This is a genomic window from Alteromonas sp. 14N.309.X.WAT.G.H12 (assembly GCF_036697315.1).
Classification (GTDB): domain Bacteria; phylum Pseudomonadota; class Gammaproteobacteria; order Enterobacterales; family Alteromonadaceae; genus Alteromonas.
Window position 1 is genome coordinate 1 of record NZ_JBAHZB010000053.1, and the last position, 23,738, is coordinate 23,738.

At 45.2% G+C, this 23,738-nt stretch carries 21 protein-coding genes and 1 pseudogene; 21 read left to right on the forward strand and 1 reads right to left on the reverse strand.

What is annotated here, in order from left to right:
* The 5 genes from V5298_RS13385 to V5298_RS13405 form a co-directional block, all read left to right on the forward strand.
* On the forward strand, window positions 1-681 hold a 681-nt coding region (locus tag V5298_RS13385), incomplete at its 5' end, for a hypothetical protein (protein ID WP_332931951.1).
* 166 nt (window positions 682-847) lie between these two features.
* Complete coding sequence (locus tag V5298_RS13390; protein ID WP_332931952.1) at window positions 848-1,207, forward strand: RapZ C-terminal domain-containing protein; 360 nt, start codon at window positions 848-850, stop codon at window positions 1,205-1,207.
* Complete coding sequence (locus tag V5298_RS13395; protein ID WP_332931953.1) at window positions 1,197-1,988, forward strand: hypothetical protein; 792 nt, start codon at window positions 1,197-1,199, stop codon at window positions 1,986-1,988. The genes V5298_RS13390 and V5298_RS13395 overlap by 11 nt, the downstream gene beginning before the upstream one ends.
* 61 nt (window positions 1,989-2,049) lie before the next feature.
* On the forward strand, window positions 2,050-3,129 hold the full coding sequence (locus V5298_RS13400) for a hypothetical protein (RefSeq protein WP_332931954.1): 1,080 nt from the start codon (window positions 2,050-2,052) through the stop codon (window positions 3,127-3,129).
* A 176-nt stretch (window positions 3,130-3,305) separates the two neighbouring features.
* A complete protein-coding gene (locus V5298_RS13405) occupies window positions 3,306-4,091 on the forward strand; it encodes a sulfotransferase (RefSeq protein ID WP_332931955.1) in 786 nt (261 codons plus the stop codon).
* A 9-nt stretch (window positions 4,092-4,100) separates the two neighbouring features.
* On the opposite strand, the gene V5298_RS13410 is transcribed toward V5298_RS13405, so the two are convergent.
* On the reverse strand, window positions 4,101-7,613 hold the full coding sequence (locus V5298_RS13410; RefSeq protein WP_332931956.1) for a 6-hydroxymethylpterin diphosphokinase MptE-like protein: 3,513 nt from the start codon (window positions 7,611-7,613) through the stop codon (window positions 4,101-4,103).
* A 266-nt stretch (window positions 7,614-7,879) separates the two neighbouring features.
* Here V5298_RS13410 and V5298_RS13415 point away from each other — a divergent pair, with 266 nt between their 5' ends.
* The 16 genes and pseudogenes from V5298_RS13415 to V5298_RS13490 form a co-directional block, all read left to right on the forward strand.
* Window positions 7,880-8,683 carry a flagellin gene (locus tag V5298_RS13415; RefSeq protein WP_332931957.1) on the forward strand — a complete coding sequence of 268 codons (804 nt, stop codon included), beginning with the start codon at window positions 7,880-7,882 and terminating at the stop codon, window positions 8,681-8,683.
* A 153-nt stretch (window positions 8,684-8,836) separates the two neighbouring features.
* The gene (locus tag V5298_RS13420; protein ID WP_332931958.1) at window positions 8,837-10,318 is read left to right on the forward strand and encodes a sigma-54-dependent Fis family transcriptional regulator; all 1,482 of its coding nucleotides are present in this window, start codon (window positions 8,837-8,839) and stop codon (window positions 10,316-10,318) included.
* 118 nt (window positions 10,319-10,436) lie between these two features.
* Window positions 10,437-11,585: a sensor histidine kinase gene (locus V5298_RS13425; RefSeq protein ID WP_332931959.1), complete on the forward strand. Its 1,149-nt coding sequence runs from the start codon at window positions 10,437-10,439 to the stop codon at window positions 11,583-11,585.
* Window positions 11,582-12,925 carry a sigma-54 dependent transcriptional regulator gene (locus V5298_RS13430; protein ID WP_332931960.1) on the forward strand — a complete coding sequence of 448 codons (1,344 nt, stop codon included), beginning with the start codon at window positions 11,582-11,584 and terminating at the stop codon, window positions 12,923-12,925. Before V5298_RS13425 ends, V5298_RS13430 begins: the two co-directional genes overlap by 4 nt.
* Before the next feature lie 228 nt (window positions 12,926-13,153).
* Complete coding sequence (fliE, locus tag V5298_RS13435) at window positions 13,154-13,489, forward strand: flagellar hook-basal body complex protein FliE (protein ID WP_332931970.1); 336 nt, start codon at window positions 13,154-13,156, stop codon at window positions 13,487-13,489.
* Window positions 13,490-13,503: 14 nt separating this feature from the next.
* Complete coding sequence (gene fliF / locus V5298_RS13440; protein ID WP_332931961.1) at window positions 13,504-15,207, forward strand: flagellar basal-body MS-ring/collar protein FliF; 1,704 nt, start codon at window positions 13,504-13,506, stop codon at window positions 15,205-15,207.
* Between the two features lie 11 nt (window positions 15,208-15,218).
* Window positions 15,219-16,262, forward strand: coding sequence for a flagellar motor switch protein FliG (gene fliG, locus V5298_RS13445; protein ID WP_332931971.1), 1,044 nt, complete (start codon window positions 15,219-15,221; stop codon window positions 16,260-16,262).
* Window positions 16,263-16,284: 22 nt separating this feature from the next.
* The gene (gene fliH, locus V5298_RS13450; protein WP_332931962.1) at window positions 16,285-17,067 is read left to right on the forward strand and encodes a flagellar assembly protein FliH; all 783 of its coding nucleotides are present in this window, start codon (window positions 16,285-16,287) and stop codon (window positions 17,065-17,067) included.
* The gene (fliI, locus tag V5298_RS13455; RefSeq protein ID WP_332931963.1) at window positions 17,060-18,394 is read left to right on the forward strand and encodes a flagellar protein export ATPase FliI; all 1,335 of its coding nucleotides are present in this window, start codon (window positions 17,060-17,062) and stop codon (window positions 18,392-18,394) included. The genes fliH and fliI overlap by 8 nt, the downstream gene beginning before the upstream one ends.
* 5 nt (window positions 18,395-18,399) lie before the next feature.
* Window positions 18,400-18,840 (forward strand): flagellar export protein FliJ, encoded by a 441-nt coding sequence (fliJ, locus tag V5298_RS13460; RefSeq protein ID WP_332931964.1) that lies wholly within the window; start codon window positions 18,400-18,402, stop codon window positions 18,838-18,840.
* Between the two features lie 143 nt (window positions 18,841-18,983).
* Complete coding sequence (locus V5298_RS13465) at window positions 18,984-20,843, forward strand: flagellar hook-length control protein FliK (RefSeq protein WP_332931965.1); 1,860 nt, start codon at window positions 18,984-18,986, stop codon at window positions 20,841-20,843.
* 86 nt (window positions 20,844-20,929) lie between these two features.
* A complete protein-coding gene (fliL, locus tag V5298_RS13470; RefSeq protein WP_332931966.1) occupies window positions 20,930-21,472 on the forward strand; it encodes a flagellar basal body-associated protein FliL in 543 nt (180 codons plus the stop codon).
* A 12-nt stretch (window positions 21,473-21,484) separates the two neighbouring features.
* A complete protein-coding gene (gene fliM, locus V5298_RS13475) occupies window positions 21,485-22,543 on the forward strand; it encodes a flagellar motor switch protein FliM (RefSeq protein ID WP_332931967.1) in 1,059 nt (352 codons plus the stop codon).
* 30 nt (window positions 22,544-22,573) lie between these two features.
* Window positions 22,574-22,981: a flagellar motor switch protein FliN gene (gene fliN, locus V5298_RS13480; RefSeq protein ID WP_332931968.1), complete on the forward strand. Its 408-nt coding sequence runs from the start codon at window positions 22,574-22,576 to the stop codon at window positions 22,979-22,981.
* A 28-nt stretch (window positions 22,982-23,009) separates the two neighbouring features.
* Window positions 23,010-23,426, forward strand: a complete 417-nt coding sequence (gene fliO / locus V5298_RS13485) for a flagellar biosynthetic protein FliO (protein ID WP_332931969.1) — start codon at window positions 23,010-23,012, stop codon at window positions 23,424-23,426.
* Window positions 23,416-23,738 (forward strand): annotated as a pseudogene (locus V5298_RS13490) (flagellar biosynthetic protein FliP); the annotation flags it as partial. The gene fliO and the pseudogene V5298_RS13490, both read left to right, overlap by 11 nt.

Here is a 23,738-nt window from a genome sequence, read left to right on the forward strand (position 1 = left end):
AATATGAATAGAACCCGTTCCCTTGTTTGGTTATACAATGCACGTGTTGCGATAAATAACGGACGCATAGGCACACAGGAACAACTTGTCAGCTTTCTTGTCGCTTTGCCGCTCATTTTAAAAACCACACCAAGAGCGCTTAGGCAGTGTTTTGCGCCAATATGTGAATTTTTTGCCCGTGCCCTAAAGGACAGGCCGTTAAATCTGAGAGAGGAAGAAATTCGTCGGCTTAAAGGGTTGTTGGAAGAAGACCCGCTGACCTTTGCGCTTTCTTCATTAGTTAAACACAACAGCCACTATCACTATACAGAGCAAGCTAGGCCAACGAAATTTGTCGTAAACCCCTGGTTTCACCTTAAGCTAAAAGAGCGCACCATGCCAGACGATGAGCTTAAAAACGTGCTTTTAAACGGGGCAAAGTATAACGGTAAATTTATTATTTACGGTGCCGGTGAATTGGGGGAAAGGTGGGTAAGAATACTTCTGGCTGCCGATATAAAACCGGCATTTGTTGTCGATCGTGCCTGGCGGCAATTGCCCGCGATAGAGGGGATTAGGGTATGCAGTCCAGATAAGATTTCTGATGCCAATATCGACTTGGTTATTATTGCATCGAAAGGAAGTAAAAAGGATATTGAATCCTTCATAAAAACACGCCGTTCGGATATAAAAATACTATGACATAACATCTAGGACACGCGTTCCTATGGTTGGCGTGAGACAACAAAAGTAAAGTTATTGTTGGTATCTGTCGATAATACGAATATACACATGCAAATCCTGACGTTTTAGGTTGTCATGTTGGCCAAAATTATAAGTATTCAGTGAATAAAGGTTCGAAGACCCTATGCAAAAAATTACATTAATCAGTTTTGGGTTTAAGTATGGCATTCCAAACTCGAACTATTATTTCGACGTTAGTTTTGCAAAAAACCCTGCCCGTGAGAGTCGGTGGAATTTGTTTGATAAGCCCGATGCCCAGATGGTGGATTATGTGTTAAGCCAACCATCGGTGAATGAATTTATATCAGTGCTAATCCCCATGTTAAAAGTGATCGTGACACTCGATGATGATGCTAGAGTGGCACTTGGATGCAACGCCGGTAGACACCGCTCTGCTATTATTGTTGAAAATGTGGCATCTCGTTTGCGCGATGCAGGAAATGAAGTTGAAGTCATACATCGAGAGTGGAAAAATGAGCAATAAACCCAGCGTTGCTATCATCATAGTCTCACGCAACAGAAAAGATTTGGTGACACGTAGTGTCCGCCATTTTGAAGATGACAGTTTCCCCAATAAAGATATTCTTGTGGTGGAATGCGGCACTGAGCATGCCAATCTCACAGACTTTGATACCATCTATTACACTGACAACGACTTCAAAGGAAAGTGCTTTGGTCACAACGTGGGTCTGAATTATTTAAATATGCAAAAGACCTATGACTATTATCTTTTCTGTATGAACGATGTTTTTGTGGAAGAGAAAACGGATTTCATTCAGGAAATGATTGATGTGATGGAAGACAATCCGAATCTTGCCATGTTATCGCCAACGGAAAAGGAGGCATTATATCCCGGTGCCATTCCGCAAAATATCGGTTTAAGACCCGTCACAACTTCAGATTATCTCATGTTGTTTATCCGCGGTGAGGTGGTTCAGACACACGGCTTTTTAAATCACACATTTAAGTATTGCTGGGGGGCGATACATGAATACAGTTACAAATTGTATTCAGATGGTTGGTTCTTGGCGTATTACGATTTCCTAACTTATAAACATCTTGGTGGCACCACCTACGGAAATAAAGCAACAAAGACCATTCCCCGTGAGCAGTATATAGCCAACGCTAAACAGTTCGCTGCTAACTATTTTGTTGATAATTATGGTTCAGATTGGGATGAAAGGTTTTGGCAGGTGGCAACACGTGAGCATGACATTGAACACAATACCTTTGCTGCACACCGAAAATATTGGGAAAGAGGCTAGTAGCAAGGCTAGGGTTAACGTGACCTTGTAAGCGAACAACAGTTTAAGGCGGTTGCATAATATGAAACCAATGATTCTGGCCACTGGAATGCAAAGTGGTGGAACAACCTTGGTCTCGGCGGCATTTTTAAAGCATCCGGACTTGGATGGCATATTGGATATGGCGTCTGATCGGATTGAGGTAAATCTGTCACAGGTCACAACGCCTGTGACATGGGTAAAAATGACCACCATTGCGTATCGCTGGCAGGAAGTGGCTAGCGTGTATGCTATGTATGGTTATAAAGCTTACCCATTGATGATTGTCAGAAATCCCTTTGATGTGTGGGTCTCGCTTAAAAAAAAATGGTATGGATTAAACGGTCTGACTGCTGAAGATCCTCCTCTTGCTATTCGGTTTTTGAGGTTCTTGGAAGATTGGAAAGCCTTCCAAAAAAGTGGTTATCCAATAATACAATTTGAACATTTTATTGAAGATCCAACGACCCAAATTCGCGCTGTTATGGACCGTTTGCCGGTGAACTTTGACGCCAATATGGTTAACGGAGAAACGGATCTTAACGCCATTTCTTATGTGTCAGAATCCAATGCGTCCTTTGTTCAATCACTGTCATTAGGTGCGTCAAATACCGTTGCATTTAAGCAGTCAGTCATCACGAAGCGAGAAGCCAATTGGATCTGTGAGCATCTTAGTGACTACATTGGGTGTTATGGTTATACGAACAAGCACTCCCTTGTTGATGAGACCATAAATGAACTGAAGCCTTTTCCTTTTGATAATCGACGTTTTCTTGGCTTTGGTTCACAGGCATTAGCCAGAAAAACCTCCACCAAGTATCCAGAATTGTTGGCGATGGCCCGTAAAAAAAGACAACAAGGAATGGCAATAGCGATTTATGGTGCGTGTGATTTTGGTGAATATCTCGCCAATTTTCTGACTGAAAATGATCTAGAGGTGGCTTGTTTTTTTGACAGCTTTGCCAAACCAGGCACGTCGGTTGGTGATCACCAGGTTAGTACAATGACATCAAATAATTATTTTGTCATTGTGGCCAGTTTAGGCCATCGCACGGAAATTAAAGAGAAACTATTGAACGAGGGTGTGAGTGAACATCATATTTTCACCTTTGAGGAGTTTTGATAAGTAAGGGGATCGACGCGAGCTTATGAAAGCAGTTTGGCATAAACTCTTTGAGTTTATTCTACTTTAAGTGAATAACACTTAGAGAAAATTGAATTATACGAATGATTTTACTGCAAGTAAATTGAGCTTGTTGTTGCATTTATTTTTGTTGTTGTACTAGTGAAGGGTAATTGATGAGTTATTCTCCCCAAATGCTAAGACCTTTGGATTTGTCTGCTAAACAGGGGGCTTCTCCCTCTTTTATTGGTTTAGGCACGCCTAAAGCGGGAACGTCGTGGTGGTATAATCTGTTATTGCAGCACCCTCAGATTGCAGAGAATAATTTCGGAGTTAAGGAAACCTGTTTTTATAGTCATGCTTGGCCAGACGAAGAAACTGATGAGTTTCTAGAACGCTATAGAAAAGGTTTTTATTCTGCTGACTCTTCGATACTAAAAGGCGAGTGGTCCCCGCTCTACTTTTCCCATCCATTTGCTTTAAAACGAATAACCAATCATTTCCCTGATACACGTTTTCTAATTATATTTCGGAATCCTATAGATGCTTTTTATTCATGGATTAATCAATTGCTAAGAAAACGAGCTAGTAGAATGATAAGACAGGATGAGGAATCAAAATTTATGTATCTCAATTATGACGCTATACCCTCTATATTTTCACAGATTGTGCGATACCCAGCTATTTTAGCTGAGTTAAAAGAAGAATATGGCTCAAATATTTTGTGTCTACAATACGAAGAAAATGCTAGAAATACCCAGGCTCAGTATAATAAGACTACTGATTTTTTGGGTATTGCTAGGCATAAATTATGTGATGCGAACATTCGAGTGAATGCTGCTAAGACCAATTTGGTTTCTGAGATGAAGTTTCCCTCTGTTGCGATAACAGAATTAAAACACTCTGCCGAGCATTTATTAACCTTATGTCCTGATTTTGATGCAAATTTGTGGTCCTGCTAGGTTCACTATTTACTGATGAGCAGCTAGCCATTGCTTTTGTTTAAGGTATGCATTTTCATCAATTAAGAAATATAAATCATCTAGGGTGACATGCCGATTTCTTATGATCCCACGATCTCCCTTTAGATCCACTGCTATTTCTTTATATACCTTAGGCTGTAGTGATATAGCGAGGTAATTCCCAAAATCTATAAAAACAGTAACCTTGGTAAAATAAGCTAGTTGGTTTTTCAATTCTTCTAATGCTTGGGTAGATGGGGGCGTTATGAAACGTAGCTTTTGAATAAATAAACAGTCACGATCAATGTGTTTACGCATTAAAGACATTTGTCTAGCATGATAAATGGGAGTGAAGAAAGGCAAATCGCCGCTTAAAATGAGATTCTCATTTTTAAGGGTGTCATCATGAGTGGAGGGATAGTAGTAATAGCTAGTATTTTCCCTTTTCTCGTTGAGCAAGCTTCTCCATTCTTGCAAATGAAGCCAATTGCACGTTCCAATAAACAAAATATGACACCTACTTTCCTCTATCAAAGTCAAACCTGTTTTTATTTGCGATTCGTTCCAGTTATGATTAAAAAAGACAAGCTCTTTAGTTGCAACTTTTGTATCCAGGGTGTTGTCTGTAAAATAATCTTTATAAGCTAACTCGAAATGATTAATAGAATCAGGTACGAAGAATTCACAGTTCCTCTTCAACGCATATTTCTTGCAGTAACTATCTACCCGTAAGTGTCTAAATGATGAAATCAAATCAAAGGCTTCAGGGGCTTCTAAGTAGTCATCAACTAAAATTCTTGACCATTTTTTCCAGAATGACAGGGCTTCGGGCATTAAGGTTTCAGCGTCATCAGAAGCCAAAACCTTGCTCAGAAATGCGTTGGTATAGTTAATTGACCCATGAAATAAGTAAAATAAAAGGGATTTCCCTCTGGAATAAGAGTCAAAGATAAATTTTCTTTGGGTGTGTATGAGTTCGCTTACCGCCTCCTTTGTGGCTTCACTATTTTCGATAATATCAAGGAGCTTTTCCGCTTCTTCTTTAAAGGAATCTAATTGGAAACGCTGAGCATAGCGTTTTGCAAAATTTGAAAAATCATCGGCAGGCTTAAACGCAACGGTATGGATAAAATGCATTGAATGCTGTTTATCTTGTGCCGTGGAGGTTGTTAAAATTAGCTCTGGATCTAACGGTGATGCGCCTTTTATGCGTGCTCCGTCGCTCGTATTGTAGCAAACAGAAGTAGGATACCTTGCAAAAACCTGTTCTAAAATGGAGCGGGATATTTTAAATTCATACTTTGTAAATACATGCTTTCTAAAATTACCAACGGTTTTTATAGCGGTATTATTGGCTTCTCTGTAATCATATAATTCATTGCCATTCTCATCGTAATAGCCGGAGTCTTTACTGTGATGGTAGGTATCATCCACAAAGCCTAAATCAATACCAAATAAATAAATTTGTGCAAAGCCAAGCTCGCAAACCAAATTTGTCACCAGGTTTGCAACGGTAGGAAAAGCAAATTCAAGTTCACTGTAGTTTTCTCTTCCAAGTACTTCTAGTGTGGATACCGTTGAGGATTCGCCATCTTTAAAGGCGATAAGACAATTCTTGAACAAATCTGATGTATCAGGATGAATACCGTTGCAAGAAATCAATGTTATATTTTTTAGGTAGTTAAAAGCGCCTACACGAGAACACCAGTCAAATGTTGATCTGTTTTGTTCAATTTCCGCATGAAAATCGGGTGTTATACCGGCCCTTTCCAACGGCATTAACGCGGTACCACAAGATATGACGATAGCCGTATCTTTCCATTCTTTTAGGGCAGCAATACTGGCATCAAGAGAGGGACCGTTACCGATGATAAATACGGGAACGTCGGCGATGCTCTTATTCATCGCTCTATTTTTTTTGTTAACCAGAATGGGGGCGCCTCTTTCGATCATTTCTTTGGTATGGGAAATACCAAAACGGGCATGGTCGAAATACTCCCCCATACTGATCATTAATTGCAGATGTTCTCTCATGTTTGCGATGGCATGAGACAGAGTCGGATTGTAATAACTCTGATAAAAGTAGGTGTCTGCTATATTGTAGGGGCCGATGGCGTAAAATTGTTGCGTGAGGTCGCGGGATAAATTAGTGCCATCGTCACCTATATTGATATAGAGCCTTTTTTCATTGGTCTCTACATCGTCAAAAATGTCTTGCCAATCGATAGCAAATAGGGAAGCGTAAAAGAAATCTCTATTGGGCTCACATATAAACAGTTTATCAATACTGTGGGTTTCCAGTAATGCTTGTAATTGGTAGCCGGCGCCCAAACCAAAAATAATCAATGATTTTATTTCGCTGGGTAAGGTGCCTTTGGTTTCGTGTAATTTCTCCAATAAGGCTTCTGTTTCTGACACATATTGATAATGAAGATAGCCATTCAGTTTTCCACCGGTGTAGCCCATTATCAGGCCGTCTTTATTGGGGTATTGGGTAAAGTTATCTTTGTTTATTTCCCCTTCTTTTCGGGGGGCACCTAAAAACAGGCTCTTGTTGTTTTTGTCTAAAAGGTTTACATCGCCATTGACGTCCCGCACAGGAAACCAGTATGAAGGTGTATAGGTATGAAACTCACTATAGATATCAGGAAAATACGTCTTGAAGGCCGATAGATTTTTTACAAATAGTGGGTCTTCAGGCGTCAATAATAATTGGCTTTGTTGGCAGTAAAAATATTTTGACCACACAGGTTTAAAGGTCTCAGTATCGATATACTTTTCGATGTTGAGCCCATTTGATGAGAGTGTGTCCCAGTTGTTCGCATCAAGGGATGCATAAATCGCGTCGAATATGGGCTGGTTATAGTGTTTGTAGAGATGGAAGTTATCGCTTCCCGTGTGCTCCCGTAGTTCTTTTAAATCGTCAACTAAGGTTTCGCCACTGTTTTGGGGCATAAAAAACAATATTGTATTTTTTTCTTTTGCGATGGCAAATATTTGCTGCCAATCACACATCATTGCAGAGGCTTTGAAATATTGTATTTCAGGTTCATAAACAATGAGATGACGAATTGAATAGGTACTAAGTAAATGTTCTAGATGCATGCCACCACCAAGCCCTAGACACACTAAAGTGTCTATACGGTCTCCGGGATTGATGGGTTGAGCTTGTAAGAAATGAGTATCTGCCGAAAGAGAGTGGTGACTTAGTACATAGCTTTTATTGGCGTTTTTAGCCCAGCTATCAAGGTGATTTTTCACTTCCTGATGGGGCGCTAAACCGTAAAAAGCTTGCCCAGTACCAAAATCAACAATGTTAAATTCACGATGTTTATTGCAGAAAACGGAAATGTTGCTGCTTTTTGCATTTTCCACCATATGGGCAATATTTGGTGTATTTACCTTCAATGATCTAAGACTTCTTCTATAAGTTCTGAGAAGTTGCTCGGCACTTTCCGCTTCAATCGCTTGTTGCGTTGTCTCGTCGGTATGCAAGTGAATTCTTATATCGTTTATAATCATTGATGAGAAATTTAATCATGCAAAAACTAGATGGTATGTCGAAGTGCATCATAGGGCAAGGTCACGAACACCATTTGATTATTTACCTGGATATGTGATGTTATTATTCAATAAAAATATGCACTTGTTTGGTGTAATTTGCACAACGATTCACCGTTGGTGAATTCTGTTTGCAAAGGTGTTTAATAATCAGTCTTTAAGTATGTGCATTAGGACTGTGAGTTCTTTAAGCCTGTGCTATGCTCTAAGGAGTAAAGGAGGATCTTATGATTAATTTTAACAGTGACGCTTCGTCGAACTCGACGTTTTTACAACAGGTTCAGGAGAAACAATCCAGCCTGCTGGAGAAACTCGCGTCAGGTAAAGAGGTCAACAGCGCAGCTGATGGCGCGGCGGCACAACAGATCATTGATCGTCTTACCTCTCAGGTAGAAGGTAATCGGCAAGCCGTTAGTAATGCCTATGATGGGATTTCTTTGGCGCAAGTCGCAGAGGGTGGATTATCAGGCATTAACGATGATGTATCCCGTATCCGGGAACTTACCTTGCAAGCCGGCAACGGCGTGTTAAATGATGCCGATCGTCAGGCCATCCAGTCTGAAATTACTCAGTTGCAGGACAATATCAGTCAAACCATTGAGCATACCAACTTTGCAGGTAAACCATTACTCAACAGCGATGGCGAAATCAGTTTTCAGATAGGTGCGAATCCGGATCAAAAGGTAGGTGTGAATACATCCGATGTGGGCGGAAGTCTGACTGATTTATTAAATATTGATATTACGTCCGGAGATGTTGATTCTGCGTTAGACGCAGCTGATGCAGCGCTAGAAACGGTGGGGGCTGCCCAAGCCGACCTCGGTGCAACCCAAAACCAGCTCGCCAGTACAGCCCGTAATCTCACCACCAGTGATGTGAATACCACAGCGGCTCGTGGTCGAATTCAGGATCTCGACTATGCTCAGGCGGTTAGCCAGCAAGTCAGCAACGATGTACTTGGTCAAGCAGCAATCAGTATGCAATCTCAAGCAAATCAGCAACAAGGTCAAGTGCTTGCACTTCTCAGTTAAAGTACGTAACAATAGATGGGTAATCATTAAAAGCGGGTTAGCCTGCTTTTTTTGTGAATTTCAAAAATCTACAGCTGTTTAGTGATCTTTTACCGCTACAATCATGCAGATGCGCTAGACTGTAAATAATAATAATGCGTTCTCGAGGAATCGATGAAGGAAATTCTGCTCGTTAGTGACAACGGCAAACTCATTCAAAAACTGGAAACCGTCATCACATTTATGGGTGAGACTTGTTATGGGCAAGGTTTTGCAGATAGCCGCAATTATTTGAATACACACAGCGTAGAAGCTGTGCTTGTTGATTATGAGAGTGCGCAACAAGCCATTGACCTGATCGCCGAGTTCCCACACATCCCCTTTGTGGCCATTCAGCCCAAAGATGGCATGATAGCGCCAAACTGCAATTTAGTGAGTACGGCCACGTTACCCGTTACCTATCCAGTACTTACCCAAGCTATTCATCGTTGTCAGGAGTATTCTCGTCGTCGACCTGGCAACATAAAATCCACTGGTTTGAAAACCCGTCTTTTCCGCAGTCTCGTGGGACGTAGCCCGCAGATCCAAACCGTGCGTCAATTGGTTGAACAGGTGGCGCCCACCGATGCCACCGTGCTTATTCTGGGTGAATCCGGTACCGGCAAAGAAGTCATTGCGCGAAATGTGCATTTTATGTCCTCCCGTAAAGACGGCCCATTTATTCCAGTTAATTGCGGTGCTATTCCTGGTGAATTGTTGGAAAGTGAACTTTTCGGACATGAGAAAGGGGCGTTTACCGGTGCCATTAGTGCCCGTAAAGGACGCTTTGAACTGGCAGAAGGCGGCACGCTTTTCCTTGATGAAATTGGCGATATGCCTTTGCAGATGCAGGTTAAGTTGTTACGGGTTTTGCAGGAACGTACCTTTGAACGGGTCGGCGGTCATACTCTAATTCGGGCAAATGTCCGTATTATTGCCGCTACCCACCGCGATTTAGAAACCATGATCCGTAATGATAAGTTCCGTGAGGATTTATATTACCGACTCAATGTATTCCCCATTGATAGTCCAGCCTTACGCGACCGACGGGAAGATATTCCCTTGTTATTGCAGGAATTAATCAGTCGTATTCAAGGCGATGGTGTAGCTGTGGTACGTTTTACTGAAATGGCAATCTCGTCTTTGATGGAGCACGATTGGGCCGGGAACGTACGGGAGTTATCCAATCTCGTTGAACGGTTAAGCATTCTCTATCCGGACCAAATTGTGGATATTCAGGATCTTCCTCCTAAATATCAGTACGGTGATGTGCAGGTGTATGAGCCGGATTATCCTGAAGAATTATTAGAGCGGGATGCTTTTAATGCCTTGTTTGCTGAATCTGCGGCATCAGAAGAGGCGAATTCCTCCGCGGTTTCGTCTCCTGCTATTCAAAGTAGAGACGATAAAAATGACTCCCAGCTACCTGCTGAAGGGGTCAACCTTAAAGAGTATTTGTCACAACTTGAGATCAACCTCATTATTCAAGCGCTCGAACAGCAGGAATGGGTTGTTGCGCGTGCGGCGGATAAACTGGGTATGCGCAGAACCACATTAGTTGAAAAAATGCGTAAATACGATATTCAACGTGAAGAGTCTGTATCGTCAGATAATTGACTGCTCAGTAATCCTTAATAAGTTACATAACCTCCTGTTTTTTAACTAAAATAAATTTGGCATAGGTCGTGCATTAACCTTCATAAGACGTAACGTCTGCTTTTTGACGAGGGTTAATATGAACTATGACAGCCACGGCGCGAATGCCGAACGGCATTCCACTTCTGTACCGTTTACACCGTATTACGGTTCTGCTGACACGCCGACACTTGCGAGCGGCGAAGATGACGTGGAATCGTTAAAAAAGCAGGCCAGTCGCTTATCCCATCTGCTACAAGTCATGCCCGCTGGCGTTATCGTTATTGATGGCAAAGGTATTGTACGTCAAGCCAACGAGCAAGCGCGGGAGCTACTTGGCGAACCCCTTGAGGATGAGTTGTGGCGTACCATTATCGCCCGTTCTTTTAAGCCTCGGGCCGATGACGGACATGAAGTTTCTCTCATTGATGGGCGGCGGGTAAAGTTATCGATTACGCCCCTTAACAATGAACCCGGACAGCTTATCGTGCTGACCGATTTGACCGAAACCCGGGAATTGCAAGCCAGAGTAAGTCATATGCAGCGTTTATCTGCATTAGGCAAAATGGTGGCGTCCCTCGCCCATCAAATTCGTACCCCCCTATCGGCTGCCATGCTCTACGCGGCGAACCTCCAGCAAAAGCGACTTGGTGAAACGGCAACCTTAAGCTTTGCACAAAAGTTATCTAACAGGCTTAAAGAACTAGAAAGCCAGGTTAATGACATGCTGTTATTTGCAAAGTCAGGGGAAGACCAGGTGGTATCTACCATCACAATGGAACAACTGCGAATGGCCATCGAACCTACGGCGCAGAGTATGTTGCAAAACGCCTCCCAGGCACTACTTCTTAATGGTTTTGATGCTCCTTATACCATTACTGGCAATATGACAGCATTACAAGGCGCAATTTTAAACCTCATTCACAATGCATCACAGGTGAGTGATAAAGACAGCGTGATTGAAGTTAACGTGGTTCAGGCGGGCAGTAATATGGCGCTATCCGTCATTGATGATGGGCCGGGGATCTCCGCAGCCATTCAGCAAAAAATCTTTGAACCCTTCTTTACGACCAAAACCCATGGTACTGGGTTGGGCCTGGCGGTGGTGAAATCAGTGGTACATGCCCACAAAGGCCAGTTGGGCGTTACTAATTTAGAGGGGAGAGGAGCGTGTTTTACACTTTCTCTGCCTATCACAAGTCACACAAATTCACATTTACACCCTGATGTAACAGGAGAGCAAGTATGACTCATTCTACCATACTCATCGTTGAAGACGATGCAGGACTGCGAGAAGCGCTTAAAGATACGCTCTTATTAGCCGACTATCGCGTCGTTGGGGCAGAAAGTGCCGAGGATGCACTGATCCAGTTGTCTGGTACTAAAGTAGATTTGGTGGTCAGCGATATCCAGATGGGGGAAATGAATGGGCTGACTTTGTTGAAAAACATTAAGAACCGCTATCCTCAACTGCCGGTATTGTTAATGACGGCCTATGCAACCATTGATGATGCGGTGCAGGCCATGCGCGAGGGGGCGACAGATTATTTATCCAAGCCCTTTGCGCCGGAAGTACTCCTTAATCTAGTGAGCCGATACGCGCCGGCACAGAAGGTGGAGTCTCGTACGCCCATTGTGGCAGATCCCAGTAGCCTCAAATTGCTTGAATTATCTCGCAAGGTTGCCGGTACCGAAGCCACGGTTATGGTTTTAGGTCCAAGCGGATCGGGTAAAGAAGTGTTATCTCGCTATATTCATGATCAGTCTGATAGGGCAAAAGAAGCCTTTGTTGCCATTAACTGTGCCGCCATACCGGAAAACATGCTGGAAGCTACCTTATTTGGTTATGAGAAAGGGGCATTCACCGGTGCGGTTCAGGCTTGTCCCGGTAAGTTCGAGCAGGCCCAGGGTGGCACCATTTTGCTCGATGAAATCACGGAAATGGATTTGGCATTGCAAGCCAAGCTATTACGGGTATTGCAGGAAAAAGAAGTGGAGCGCCTTGGCGGCAGAAAAACGATTGCCCTTGATGTGCGGGTGATTGCCACCAGTAACCGGGATCTACGCCAGGCTGTGGAAGCGGGAGATTTTCGTGAAGATTTGTATTACCGATTAAATGTTTTTCCTATTGTATGGATGCCGTTAAGTCAACGTCCCGGCGATATAGTGCCATTGGCCCAGCACCTTATTAGCCGCCATGGCAAACAACAGCAAAATGGGATCAAGCTGTCGGCCGCGGCGCGCAATAAACTTGTCCAGTATGACTGGCCTGGTAACGTAAGAGAGCTGGAAAATGTGATCCAGCGGGCGCTTATTTTATGTGATGGCGATGTGATTGATTCTTCGGATCTGATGATCGATATGGCTGCCACACTGGCCAGCCATCAAATGAATAATGAAGTGGTTCCTGAAGATGACAGTAAGTTAGGCTCGGAATTACGTCATCAAGAGCATCAAATTATTTTGGATACCCTGCAATTGTGCAATGGTAAACGTAAGGATGTGGCGGAAAAGCTGGGGATCAGCCCCCGCACCTTGCGTTATAAATTGGCCAGAATGCGGGAAGAGGGTATCGATGTGCCAGCCTAATGGGCGGTTGTAAGTCTATCTTCTTTCCTTGTTTGTTCTTCCCCTTATGCCACGATTTCCTGTCGTGGCATTTTTTTGTCAAAAGCAATGTGCCGTCATTAATTTGGCATACATCCTAACTTATTGAAATTAAAGCTTTATAAAAGTTGGCACTACCCTTGCTGTAGAGTGAATAACGCACATAAGTCAGACAAGAATCTGACAATGAAGATAAATCAGGAGAAAGGTATGGACGTCAAAGCCAATAGTTTGTATCAGGAAATGCAAGCCATGATCGGGCAGACGCGTCTGCAGCCTACCGAAGCACCAGAACAGTCTCTGGACGTTAAGAATTCCTCTGCAAGTGACTTTTCTGCCATGCTGAAACAGGCGGTAGAAGGCGTAAACAGTATGCAGCTAGAATCAAAAGACATGCAGCAGCGGTTTGAAATGGGGGATAAGTCCCTTAGCCTTGCTGAAGTCATGCTGACCAAAGAAAAAGCCGGGATTGCCTTTGAAGCCACGGTACAGGTTCGCAATAAAGTGTTGGAAGCCTATAAAACTATCATGAATATGCCGGTTTAGTGGAGTAATAGGAAATGGCGGAAGCAACAAGCACTAATCTTACGGTTTCAGGGAACAACGATGATGTTGTTGCCAATGAGGCCGAAAACAAATCTGGATTCATGGATACCCTGGGTAGCGCTGATGTTATGCGTCAGATGGCCCTTGTGGTTGTGCTGGTTATTTGCGTTGCTATCGCAGTGTTCATCCTACTTTGGGCCCAAGAGCCCGATTTTCGCCCGTTAGCGAAACTGGAAACCGAAGAACTCATTGAAACCCTCGATTACCTTGATTCCAGTCAGACTGAATATCGTTTGGAAGGCAATACGATTTACGTACGGGCCGATGAATTTCAATCTATTCGCTTAGGCTTAACGCGCCAGGGGTTGGTTCGCTCTGATGATGTTGGTGCCGATATCATTATGCAGGATATGGGGTTTGGTGTATCTCAGCGAGTTGAAACCGAACGCTTAAAACACGCCAGAGAACAACAGATCTCGGCGACCATTGAAGAGTTATCCAGCGTGCAAAAAGCCCGGGTACTTCTGGCCATGCCAAAAGAAAACGTGTTTGCGCGTCGGGAGAAAAAAGCCAGCGCCACCGTGGTACTTACCGCTAAGCGGGGCAAGGTTATCAGTGGCGAAGAAGTGGATGCAGTGGTGGATATTGTTGCCTCTGCGGTGCAGGGAATGGAACCTTCCAAGGTGACCGTAACCGACAGCAACGGCCGCTTGCTAAATTCAGGCTCCCAAGATTCCATTAGTGCAAGAGCCAGAAAAGAATATGAAATCGAGCGTCAACGCGAGCAAGAATATTTAGATAAAATTGATGCCATACTCATTCCTGTTTTAGGCATGGGCAATTACACGGCTCAAGCCGATGTTTCCATGGACTTTACCGCGGTGGAACAAACCCAGCGCACCTATAATCCCGACTTGCCCGCGGTGCGCAGTGAAATGTCTGTGGAATCTAGCACAGTGGGTTCTGTTGCCGGTGGTATTCCTGGCGCATTGAGCAATCAACCGCCACTCGACGCATCCATACCGGAAAATGCCATTGGAACGGGGGGGAATAACCCTGTGGTGCCGGGACAAAACAACCGGGAAGTACAAAAAAATTATGAACTGGACACCACCATCAGTCATACCAAAAAGCAAACGGGGGTTATTCGGCGATTAAGTGTTTCTGTTGCCGTGGATCATGATCGTGTGGTGGCAGAAGACGGCACCGTGACCTCAACGCCGAAATCCCAAGAACAATTGATCAACATACGCCGTTTGTTGCAAGGTGGTATTGGCTTTGATGTGGCTAGAGGGGATTCTTTGGAAGTGGTGAGCGTACCCTTTACCCGTCTGGATACCGCTGATGTTGAAGAAATTCCTTTTTGGGAACGACCCGAAATATTGCCTATACTCAAGTTAGTGGTGGGCGGCTTGATTATCATCGTGCTCATTGTGTTTGTTATCAGACCGATGTTGCGTCGTCTTATTAATCCTGAAGAGATTAAAGAGACTGAAGAGTTCGATGCCGATGAAGGGTTGGATTTGGGTGATGATACCATCAGTATGCTGTCGCAAGACTTTGATGAAACTCAGGTTGGATTTGCGCCAGATGGTTCATTGATGCTGCCCGACTTACATAAAGACGAAGATGTTCTTAAAGCGGTGCGGGCATTGGTGGCCAATGAGCCCGAACTGTCTGCCCAGGTTGTTAAGGGCTGGTTGATGCAAGATGATTAAGGGGCGTGATGATGGCTGATGAATTAGCCGAAACTGGCAACGAACTCACTTATGATATCAGTAAGTTAGAAGGGGTTGAGAAAGCCGCAATCTTACTGTTGAGTTTGTCCGAAGAAGATGCCGCACAAATATTAAAGCACCTTGAACCCAAGCAAGTGCAAAAACTTGGGGCTGAAATGGCTAAGGTTGATGACATGACTCAGCCTAAGATCACCTCTGTGCATAAGCATTTTATTGATGAGATTCAAAATTACAGCACCATAGGCTTCCAGAGTCAGGACTTTGTTAAGCGGGCACTCACCGCCGCCTTAGGTGAAGACAAAGCCGCTAACCTTATCGATCAAATTCTGATGGGCAGTGGTGCGAAAGGTTTAGATTCCCTTAAATGGATGGATTCTAAGCAGGTGGCCAGCATTATTCGCAACGAACACCCGCAAATTCAAACCATTGTGCTGTCGTATTTAGAGCCAGAACAAAGTGCCGAAATTTTGGCGCAATTCCCTGAGAAGGTACGCTTGGATCTGTTAATGCGTATTGCCAACCTTGAAGAAGTGCAACCGGCGGCATTGCAGGAGCTTAACGAAATTATGGAAAAACAATTTGCTGGTCAAGCAGGTACCCAAGCGGCGAAAATGGGCGGCCTGAAATCCGCTGCGGATATTATGAATTACCTGGATACCTCTATCGAAGGGCAGTTGATGGATGCCATACGAGAACAAGACGAAGAAATGAGTCAGCAAATCCAGGATCTCATGTTTGTCTTTGATAACCTGGTGGATGTGGATGATAGAGGCATTCAGGCCATCCTTCGTGAAGTGCAGCAAGATTCATTGCTTAAAGCCATTAAAGGGGCCGATGACGATCTTAAAGATAAGATCACGAAGAACATGTCCAAACGTGCTGCTGAAATGCTCATTGACGATTTAGAAGCACTCGGACCGGTGCGACTATCCGAAGTGGAAACCGCGCAGAAGGAAATCTTGTCTGTGGCTCGACGTTTGGCTGATTCCGGTGAAATTATGCTTGGTGGCGGCGGTGGCGAAGAGTTCCTGTAGCATAATCATAGAGTAAACAAATATGAGTAATCCTCCTTCTTCCGATGACGATTTAACCACAGCAACGTCGTGGGATTTGCCCTTTTTAACGGAAGAGAAATCCAGTGAAGAATTATTGCGAACCAATGCCCTAAATAAGCGTAGTGACTGGAAATACGAGCCACCTGAGGTGGAAGAAGAAACCATTCAACCGCCCACAGCTCAAGAGATTGAAGCCATTCGACAATCGGCTTTTGATGAAGGGCATAATGAAGGCAAGCAGACGGGTTTTGATGAAGGTAAGGCCGAAGGCTTTGAAGAAGGCCAAAAACGCGGTTATGAAGAAGGGCTGGAAACCGGTAAACAAGAAGGACTGGCCGCAGGACAAGCTCAGATCGATGAACTCGCGCAAAGTTGGTCGGCACTGGCGGATAATATCAGCACCCCTTTAGCGCAAGTGAATGAACAGACGCGTATCCAATTAGTTAAACTGGCCGTGGCCTTATCCCGAGCCGTTATTCGCACCGAAGTGACCACCAGTGAAGACTGCATATTACAAGCCTTAGCCGAAGGGCTAAAAGCCTTGCCCGTGAATGAAACCAACTATCAAATTACCATGCATCCGGACGATATTGCGTTAGTGGTGGCCCATTTTGGTGAAGAACATGTAGCCGATAAGGGCTGGCATTTTGTCGCAATGCCCACCATGGCTCGGGGCGGCTGCGACATTACTACCGAACAAAATGCGGTGGACGTTTCCATTGAGCGGCGTTGTCGTGAGGTACTCGATAAATTCTTATTACAGCAAGGTCTAAACGATGACTAGTCCTTGGGGAGATTACTTTTCCCAATTGCAGGATGCCATTCCTAATCCGCCGGTGGTAGCGGCGGGGAAACTGGTCCGTGGTATAGGTTTAACCTTGGAGGCCGTGGGTTGCCAGTTGCCTGTGGGGAGTCAATGTCTTGTGCAAACCGTTGAAGGTGAAATCGAGGCAGAAGTGGTGGGGTTTGCAGAAAATATCACCTATTTGATGCCCACCGAAGCGGTGCGGGGGATCGTGCCAGGCTCAAGAGTATTACCGTTAAATCGCGACAACGGCCTTGCCGTAGGAGTGGAACTGCTTGGTCGGGTAGTCGACGGCAATGGACATCCTTTAGATGGCCGCGGGCCGATTAAAACCGATACCCGGGTTTCCACCATAAAGCCACCTATGAACCCCCTTACACGTAAACCTATCAGTGAGCCTATGGATGTCGGCGTGCGTGCCATTAATGCGTTAAATACTGTGGGCGTGGGTCAGCGCATGGGTTTATTTGCCGGTTCCGGGGTGGGTAAATCCGTGCTGTTGGGCATGATGACCCGAGGATGTCAGGCCGATGTTGTGGTTGTTGGGCTGGTGGGCGAGCGGGGCAGAGAGGTAAAGGAATTTATTCACGATATCCTGACTGAAGAAGAACGAAAACGGGCCGTGGTGGTGGCAGCGCCGGCTGATACCTCGCCGTTAATGCGCCTTAAAGGGTGCGAAACCGCAGTGACCATTGCCGAGTATTTTCGTGATCTCGGCATGAATGTCTTATTACTTATTGATTCATTAACACGGTATGCCATGGCGCAGCGGGAAATCGCCCTTGCCGTGGGTGAGCCGCCTGCGACCAAAGGCTATCCACCTTCGGTTTTTGCTCGCTTACCCGCTTTGGTTGAACGGGCTGGAAACGGCAACGAACGCCAAGGCTCCATCACGGCATTTTATACCGTACTGACAGAAGGGGATGACTTACAAGATCCCATTGCCGATGCGGCACGGGCCATTCTAGATGGTCATGTGGTGTTATCCCGCCGGTTGGCGGAAAGCGGTCACTATCCGGCTATCGATATAGAAGCATCCATAAGTCGGGTGATGCCAATGGTCACCAGTGATGAACACCTGCAACAAGCCCGACGCATTCGACAGGTGTATTCTACTTATCAGCAAAATCGAGATCTCATTGCCATCGGTGCTTATGCCAAAGGATCGGATCCCCGTATCGATTTGTCCATTCGTGCTGAGCCGGCAATCAATGCCTTTTTACAACAAGGTATGACGCAGATATTAAATTACGATGAGAGTCTTCAAGGCATGAATGCCCTTGCTGGCGGCTTAGGGAAAGGTTGAAGGTGATGAAACAACTCGAACTCGTGGCCAAATTTGAGCGGGAAAAAGAACAAAATGCCGCCCAACAATTTCGTTTAGCCCAGCAACAAGTGGCTCAGCAACGTCAAAAATTAAGCAGCCTGCAGCAATACCGGTTGGATTACCTTAAACAAATACAGACAAACGGTAAGGGAGGCGTAGGCGCCAAGGTGTACCATCAGCACCTTAACTTTGTTGGTAAACTGGAAAAGGCCTGCCAACAGCAGATGAATGTCATTTCCCAAACATCGTTAGCCGCAGAGCAGCGCAAACGGGCATGGTTGGAACAACAAAAACGGCGCAAGGCGGTGGAAATGTTGATCCAAAAGAAAGTCGATGAAGCACAAAAACGCAGCCAGCGCCAAGAGCAGCAAATGATGGATGAATTTGCTGCCCAAAAATATTTCCGACAGCGCTTCCCCTCATAGTACCCCTTTTTTCGCCCCTCTTTTGCGCTATATGTGACATATGGAACAAGAATTGCTGATTGTCTTACCAGAGACATTAAAAATTACGCTTTACACTGTTTTTTGACACTTTTGTTATAAAAAGTGGAAAGAGGTTTATGGGTATGATGCAACAACTTGCCACACAAGGTTCAAATATTGCCGTGCTTCCCGTTGAGGCGGACGACAAGGCAAAAGCACCGGATAACCACACCGACAGTGGCTTTGCCGATGCCTTCGATAGTGTGACACAAGATGACGGCTATAAGCAGGTCAAACAAAAAGAGAATCATGGGCGTGCCCTTGAAGAAAGAAACACAGACCAGGGTGTACCGACGGTAGAAAAAGAAGCCCGCGGGCGAAATGATGACAATGTGGTCATCGAAAAAGGGGATGATCCCGCGTCGTCTCAGGACAATAACGAGGCTTTGGCGGCAAAAGGTGATGTGACATTACCCTCTGATGATGATGTGCAACCGGATAACGAAACCACCGATTATGTGACCTTTGTTGATGCTATCCGACAGCTTCATGGTGATGAGCAATATACCAGTAAAGGCAACGTGACCGAAAATATCACTGACGGTGATAGGCCGTTTGTCGATGGTGATATTCCCACCATTCCTGAAAATGGCGACCTTTTACATGATCCCCACAGTGAAGACTTTGCTGCCTTAATCGACAGTCTTAAGGCATTAGCCAAAGACGGGAAAGGTGGAGCCTCCCAAGACAAAGCCACCGATGAGCTTTCCGGTGATATCTCTGCTTTAGCTGAGTCTCTCAATGAGGCCATAGCTGAATGGCTAAATAGCGAACAAGGTAATGAGGAGCCCCAGGCCGTGAGTGGGGATCGGGAACAGGAAATTCAGATTTTAGCGGCGTCCTTGATGGGGGCATTAGCCAAGGCCAACGGTGAGGATAAACGCAAAGTTGACGCCAGTGAAGGCGAAGCTGATGGGAGCTTGCTAACCCTCGCCGATGATGGCGCCTTGTTAATCGATTTGATTAAAGCTCAATTAGGGGACGGCGGTGGAAAAGAAGGCAAAGATACTGAGCAACAAGCCGCTTCCCAGCAAGATAGCCAATCAGAGGGAGATGGCGTTTTGGGGGAAAGTGGGGCTCTCATGCAACTGCTGGGTCAGGGTGATCCTAACACTCAGAGCCGAGTATCCGATGCGTTAGCTGATAATATTATTGGCGCGCTCCATGGTGCCCTTTCCGATAAGCAAACCACGGCATTTAAACAAAATGTGTCAGACATTGTGGCGGATTATCAAAAGCAGCTTGCGGGTGGCGAAATTCCCACTGAAACACTGGAAGCACAAATTGCTGATGCATTAAGTCAAATAACGGCCGAGCCGAATAATGACGTAAGTGCGTTGGTGGCCAACGAAGTGCGTCATTTAAACCTTGTTGCCAGTGCCGCTTTACAAACGTTGCAATCTTCTATGGCCGGGCCATCGCCTATTCATGGGGCACAAAGTACCGATCCTGGCGTGGTGGATTTGCAGCAGCTCAAAGCTGAGCGAGCCCAGCATCAAGAGGCGGGGAATAACGATAAATCGGTGAATATCCAGCAGCCAGACGGTCAGCAGCAACTGGCAGAAAAAGTGCGCTGGATGGTGAATGCCCGCAATAGCATGGCTGAAATTCGCCTTGATCCGCCCGAGTTAGGCAGCATGCAAGTGCGGGTGAACGTGTCTGGTGACAGTGCGTCGGTGAGTTTTGTTGTACAGTCACCCCAGGCCAAGGATATGTTAATGAATGCTGAGCCTCGCCTAAGAGACATGTTAGCAGAGCAGGGCATATCTTTAGGGGAGTCCTTTGTTAGTCAGCAGCAACAACAAGGCAGTAATTCAGACGGTGAAGGTGGTCAATCCGGCGAGGGTTCTTCTCATTTGGCGGGTGAAATGGGTGAAGAAACCACCATTATTGAACAACCTCTAACGAGACAGGCGCAAGGAGGCATAGACGACTATGCTTAAATGGAAAATGACATACCCAACGGCTATTGCTATATGGGTATAATCTCACATAATACGCGCACAATGGTTTTTTAGGGTATAGATACATGGCTGACGAAGAGTTGCAAATTGAAGATGCTGGCGGCAAAAAAGGCAAAATGATGATTATCATCATTATTGTGCTGGTAGTGATCGCAGGAGGTGGCGCCGCGTATTTCTTCTTATTTGCAGGCGATGATCCTGTTGCCCAGCAGCGGACTGAATCCGGTGATGCCGCTGGTGCAGCGGGAAGTGAAGATGTGATGGAAGAGGGTGGGGATGCTCAGATGGGCAGTGCGTTATATGTGGCTATCCCGCAACCTATCACTTTTCATATTCCCGGCGGTGGTCGGGAACGAACAGTACAAATTAAGATCCAGTTACTGGTAAGAGGCACAGACAACGAAGAAACGGCGAAGGTGAATATTCCGCTTATTCAGGGCGCTTTGCTACGAGTATTTAGTAGCAGTAACGCCGATGATCTGGTTACCGAAGCCGGCAAAATAGAACTTAGGGAAAAGGCACTAGAAGAAGTGCAGGAAGCAATGAGAAAATACACGGGGAAAGACGTGGTAGAGCAAGTGCTTTTTACCGGCTTTGTCATGCAATAACGGGGTGAAACGGTGAGCGATTTATTATCACAAGATGAAATTGATGCACTTTTGCATGGCGTTGACGATGTAGAAGAAGAAGAGATCGTCGATGCGCCATCGGATGCGTCTGCCCTTGAGTACGACTTTTCATCTCAGGATCGAATCGTTCGTGGGCGTATGCCAACCTTGGAGATCGTCAATGAACGGTTTGCCCGGCATCTCAGGGTTAGCTTGTTTAATATGATGCGCCGCTCAGCGGAAGTGTCTATTAACGGTATCCAAATGATTAAATTTGGCGAGTACATTCATACGCTGTTTGTACCGACCAGTTTAAATATGGTGCGTTTTCGTCCGTTAAAAGGCACGGGACTTATCACCATGGAAGCGCGATTGGTGTTTATCTTAGTTGATAACTTTTTTGGCGGCGACGGACGCTACCACGCCAAGATTGAAGGCCGGGAATTTACCCCCACCGAACGCCGTATTATTCAGATGCTACTTAAAATCATCTTTGAAGATTACAAAGAAGCATGGGCGCCGGTGATGGATGTGTCTTTTGAATACCTTGATTCGGAAGTGAACCCGGCGATGGCCAATATTGTTAGCCCCACGGAAGTGGTGGTGATCAGTTCATTTCATATTGAGCTTGATGGCGGTGGGGGAGACTTTCATGTGTCTTTACCCTATTCCATGCTCGAACCCATTCGTGAACTGTTAGATGCTGGCGTACAAAGTGATAAAGAAGATACCGATTTACGCTGGAGCAAGGCGTTACGGGATGAAATTCTTGATGTAAAAGTGAATATAAGCACCCATATGCTTGATGTGGATGTGCTACTACGGGATGTGATGGAATTTAAGCCGGGAGATATTATCCCAGTGGAAATGCCGGAACATATCACCGTACTGGTGGAGGAGTTACCCACCTTCCGGGCAAAACTCGGTCGTTCACGGGAAAATCTGGCACTGAAAATTTCCGATAAAATTCCGCGTCCTACGTCGGTGAAGTCGGAATTACAATTATTAACCCGCGGCGGGCGCGTTATTGATAACGATGCTGAGCTGCAAGTTCTTGAAGAAGATCTGTAATTAAAAGAACCGTAACACAGAGGCAATGTCATGAGTGAAAATGACGGAATGGACGACTGGGCAGAAGCAATGGCGGAACAGGCTGATGCAGAAGAGAATAAGTCTGAGAACGGCGATGATGTGCAGGTAGCCGAACTTGATGAATTAACCGATGATGCGCCCATAACCCAGGAAGAAAAGAAGAAGCTGGATACCATTTTAGATATTCCGGTAACCATTTCCATGGAAGTGGGGCGTAGCCAGATAAGCATCCGGAACCTGCTACAATTAAACCAGGGTTCTGTGGTGGAGTTGGATCGGGTTGCCGGTGAGCCATTGGATGTTTTGGTAAATGGCACGTTGATTGCTCATGGAGAAGTAGTAGTGGTCAACGATAAATTCGGTATTCGGTTAACGGATGTTATTAGTCAAATCGAGAGAATCAAAAAGCTTCGCTAAAACGCTTTCTAAAACAGGGGGTTATGCTTTGCTGCCCCTGTTATTTAGCTTCGCCGTACAAGCACAAAGTACGAATTCAATTACCAACCCCACCTCTGTACTGTCAATTTTTCTATCACTTTTGCTGGTGGTGGCCATTATTTTTTCCCTCGCGTGGCTCATGCGCCGGTTTAATGTCACTCATGCCGGTAGCGGACAACTAAAGGTGGTGGCAAGCATGGTGGCAGGAACCCGAGAACGGATCATGGTCATTCAGGTGGGGGAAGAACAACACCTAGTGGGCGTTACCGCACAGAATATTAATCATTTAGCGAAACTTGATGTTCCCCTGGCCGCGCCCAATGAAGGACAAGGTCAAGGTGGTGACTTTAAACAAAAACTGATTAAAGCCATGGCCAGTACCATGAATCCAGGCATGAAAGAAGGAAAGCAAGATGACAAATAGGCTTGCTACTTTTTTAATCACTGTGTTTGTGGGGCTGATGTTTAGCGCGCCGACTTGGGCTCAGCAAGGGATCTCCGCCGTTACGGTAACCACAAACCCAGATGGATCCCAAGACTATACCATGACCTTGCAAGCGCTGTTTATCATGACAGCCCTGAGTCTCATTCCAGCGTTCATCATGATGATGACCTCTTTTACCCGCATTATCGTGGTGCTGTCAATTTTACGTCAGGCCATTGGCCTTCAGCAGTCACCGTCAAATCAAATACTCATTGGTGTGAGCTTATTTTTGTCCATGTTCATTATGACGCC

Excerpts from the sequence above, each read along its gene's own strand:
- V5298_RS13420 (WP_332931958.1), top strand. The coding sequence starts at position 8,837 with ATGAAGGAAATTCTGCTCGTTAGTGACAACGGCAAACTCATTCAAAAA.
- V5298_RS13405 (WP_332931955.1), top strand. The coding sequence starts at position 3,306 with ATGAGTTATTCTCCCCAAATGCTAAGACCTTTGGATTTGTCTGCTAAA.
- fliF (WP_332931961.1), top strand. The coding sequence starts at position 13,504 with ATGGCGGAAGCAACAAGCACTAATCTTACGGTTTCAGGGAACAACGAT.
- fliL (WP_332931966.1), top strand. The coding sequence starts at position 20,930 with ATGGCTGACGAAGAGTTGCAAATTGAAGATGCTGGCGGCAAAAAAGGC.
- V5298_RS13410 (WP_332931956.1), bottom strand. The coding sequence starts at position 7,613 with ATGATTATAAACGATATAAGAATTCACTTGCATACCGACGAGACAACG.
- V5298_RS13465 (WP_332931965.1), top strand. The coding sequence starts at position 18,984 with ATGATGCAACAACTTGCCACACAAGGTTCAAATATTGCCGTGCTTCCC.
- fliE (WP_332931970.1), top strand. The coding sequence starts at position 13,154 with ATGGACGTCAAAGCCAATAGTTTGTATCAGGAAATGCAAGCCATGATC.
- fliH (WP_332931962.1), top strand. The coding sequence starts at position 16,285 with ATGAGTAATCCTCCTTCTTCCGATGACGATTTAACCACAGCAACGTCG.
- fliI (WP_332931963.1), top strand. The coding sequence starts at position 17,060 with ATGACTAGTCCTTGGGGAGATTACTTTTCCCAATTGCAGGATGCCATT.
- V5298_RS13425 (WP_332931959.1), top strand. The coding sequence starts at position 10,437 with ATGAACTATGACAGCCACGGCGCGAATGCCGAACGGCATTCCACTTCT.
- fliN (WP_332931968.1), top strand. The coding sequence starts at position 22,574 with ATGAGTGAAAATGACGGAATGGACGACTGGGCAGAAGCAATGGCGGAA.
- fliG (WP_332931971.1), top strand. The coding sequence starts at position 15,219 with ATGGCTGATGAATTAGCCGAAACTGGCAACGAACTCACTTATGATATC.
- V5298_RS13395 (WP_332931953.1), top strand. The coding sequence starts at position 1,197 with ATGAGCAATAAACCCAGCGTTGCTATCATCATAGTCTCACGCAACAGA.
- V5298_RS13430 (WP_332931960.1), top strand. The coding sequence starts at position 11,582 with ATGACTCATTCTACCATACTCATCGTTGAAGACGATGCAGGACTGCGA.
- V5298_RS13390 (WP_332931952.1), top strand. The coding sequence starts at position 848 with ATGCAAAAAATTACATTAATCAGTTTTGGGTTTAAGTATGGCATTCCA.
- V5298_RS13415 (WP_332931957.1), top strand. The coding sequence starts at position 7,880 with ATGATTAATTTTAACAGTGACGCTTCGTCGAACTCGACGTTTTTACAA.
- fliJ (WP_332931964.1), top strand. The coding sequence starts at position 18,400 with ATGAAACAACTCGAACTCGTGGCCAAATTTGAGCGGGAAAAAGAACAA.
- V5298_RS13400 (WP_332931954.1), top strand. The coding sequence starts at position 2,050 with ATGAAACCAATGATTCTGGCCACTGGAATGCAAAGTGGTGGAACAACC.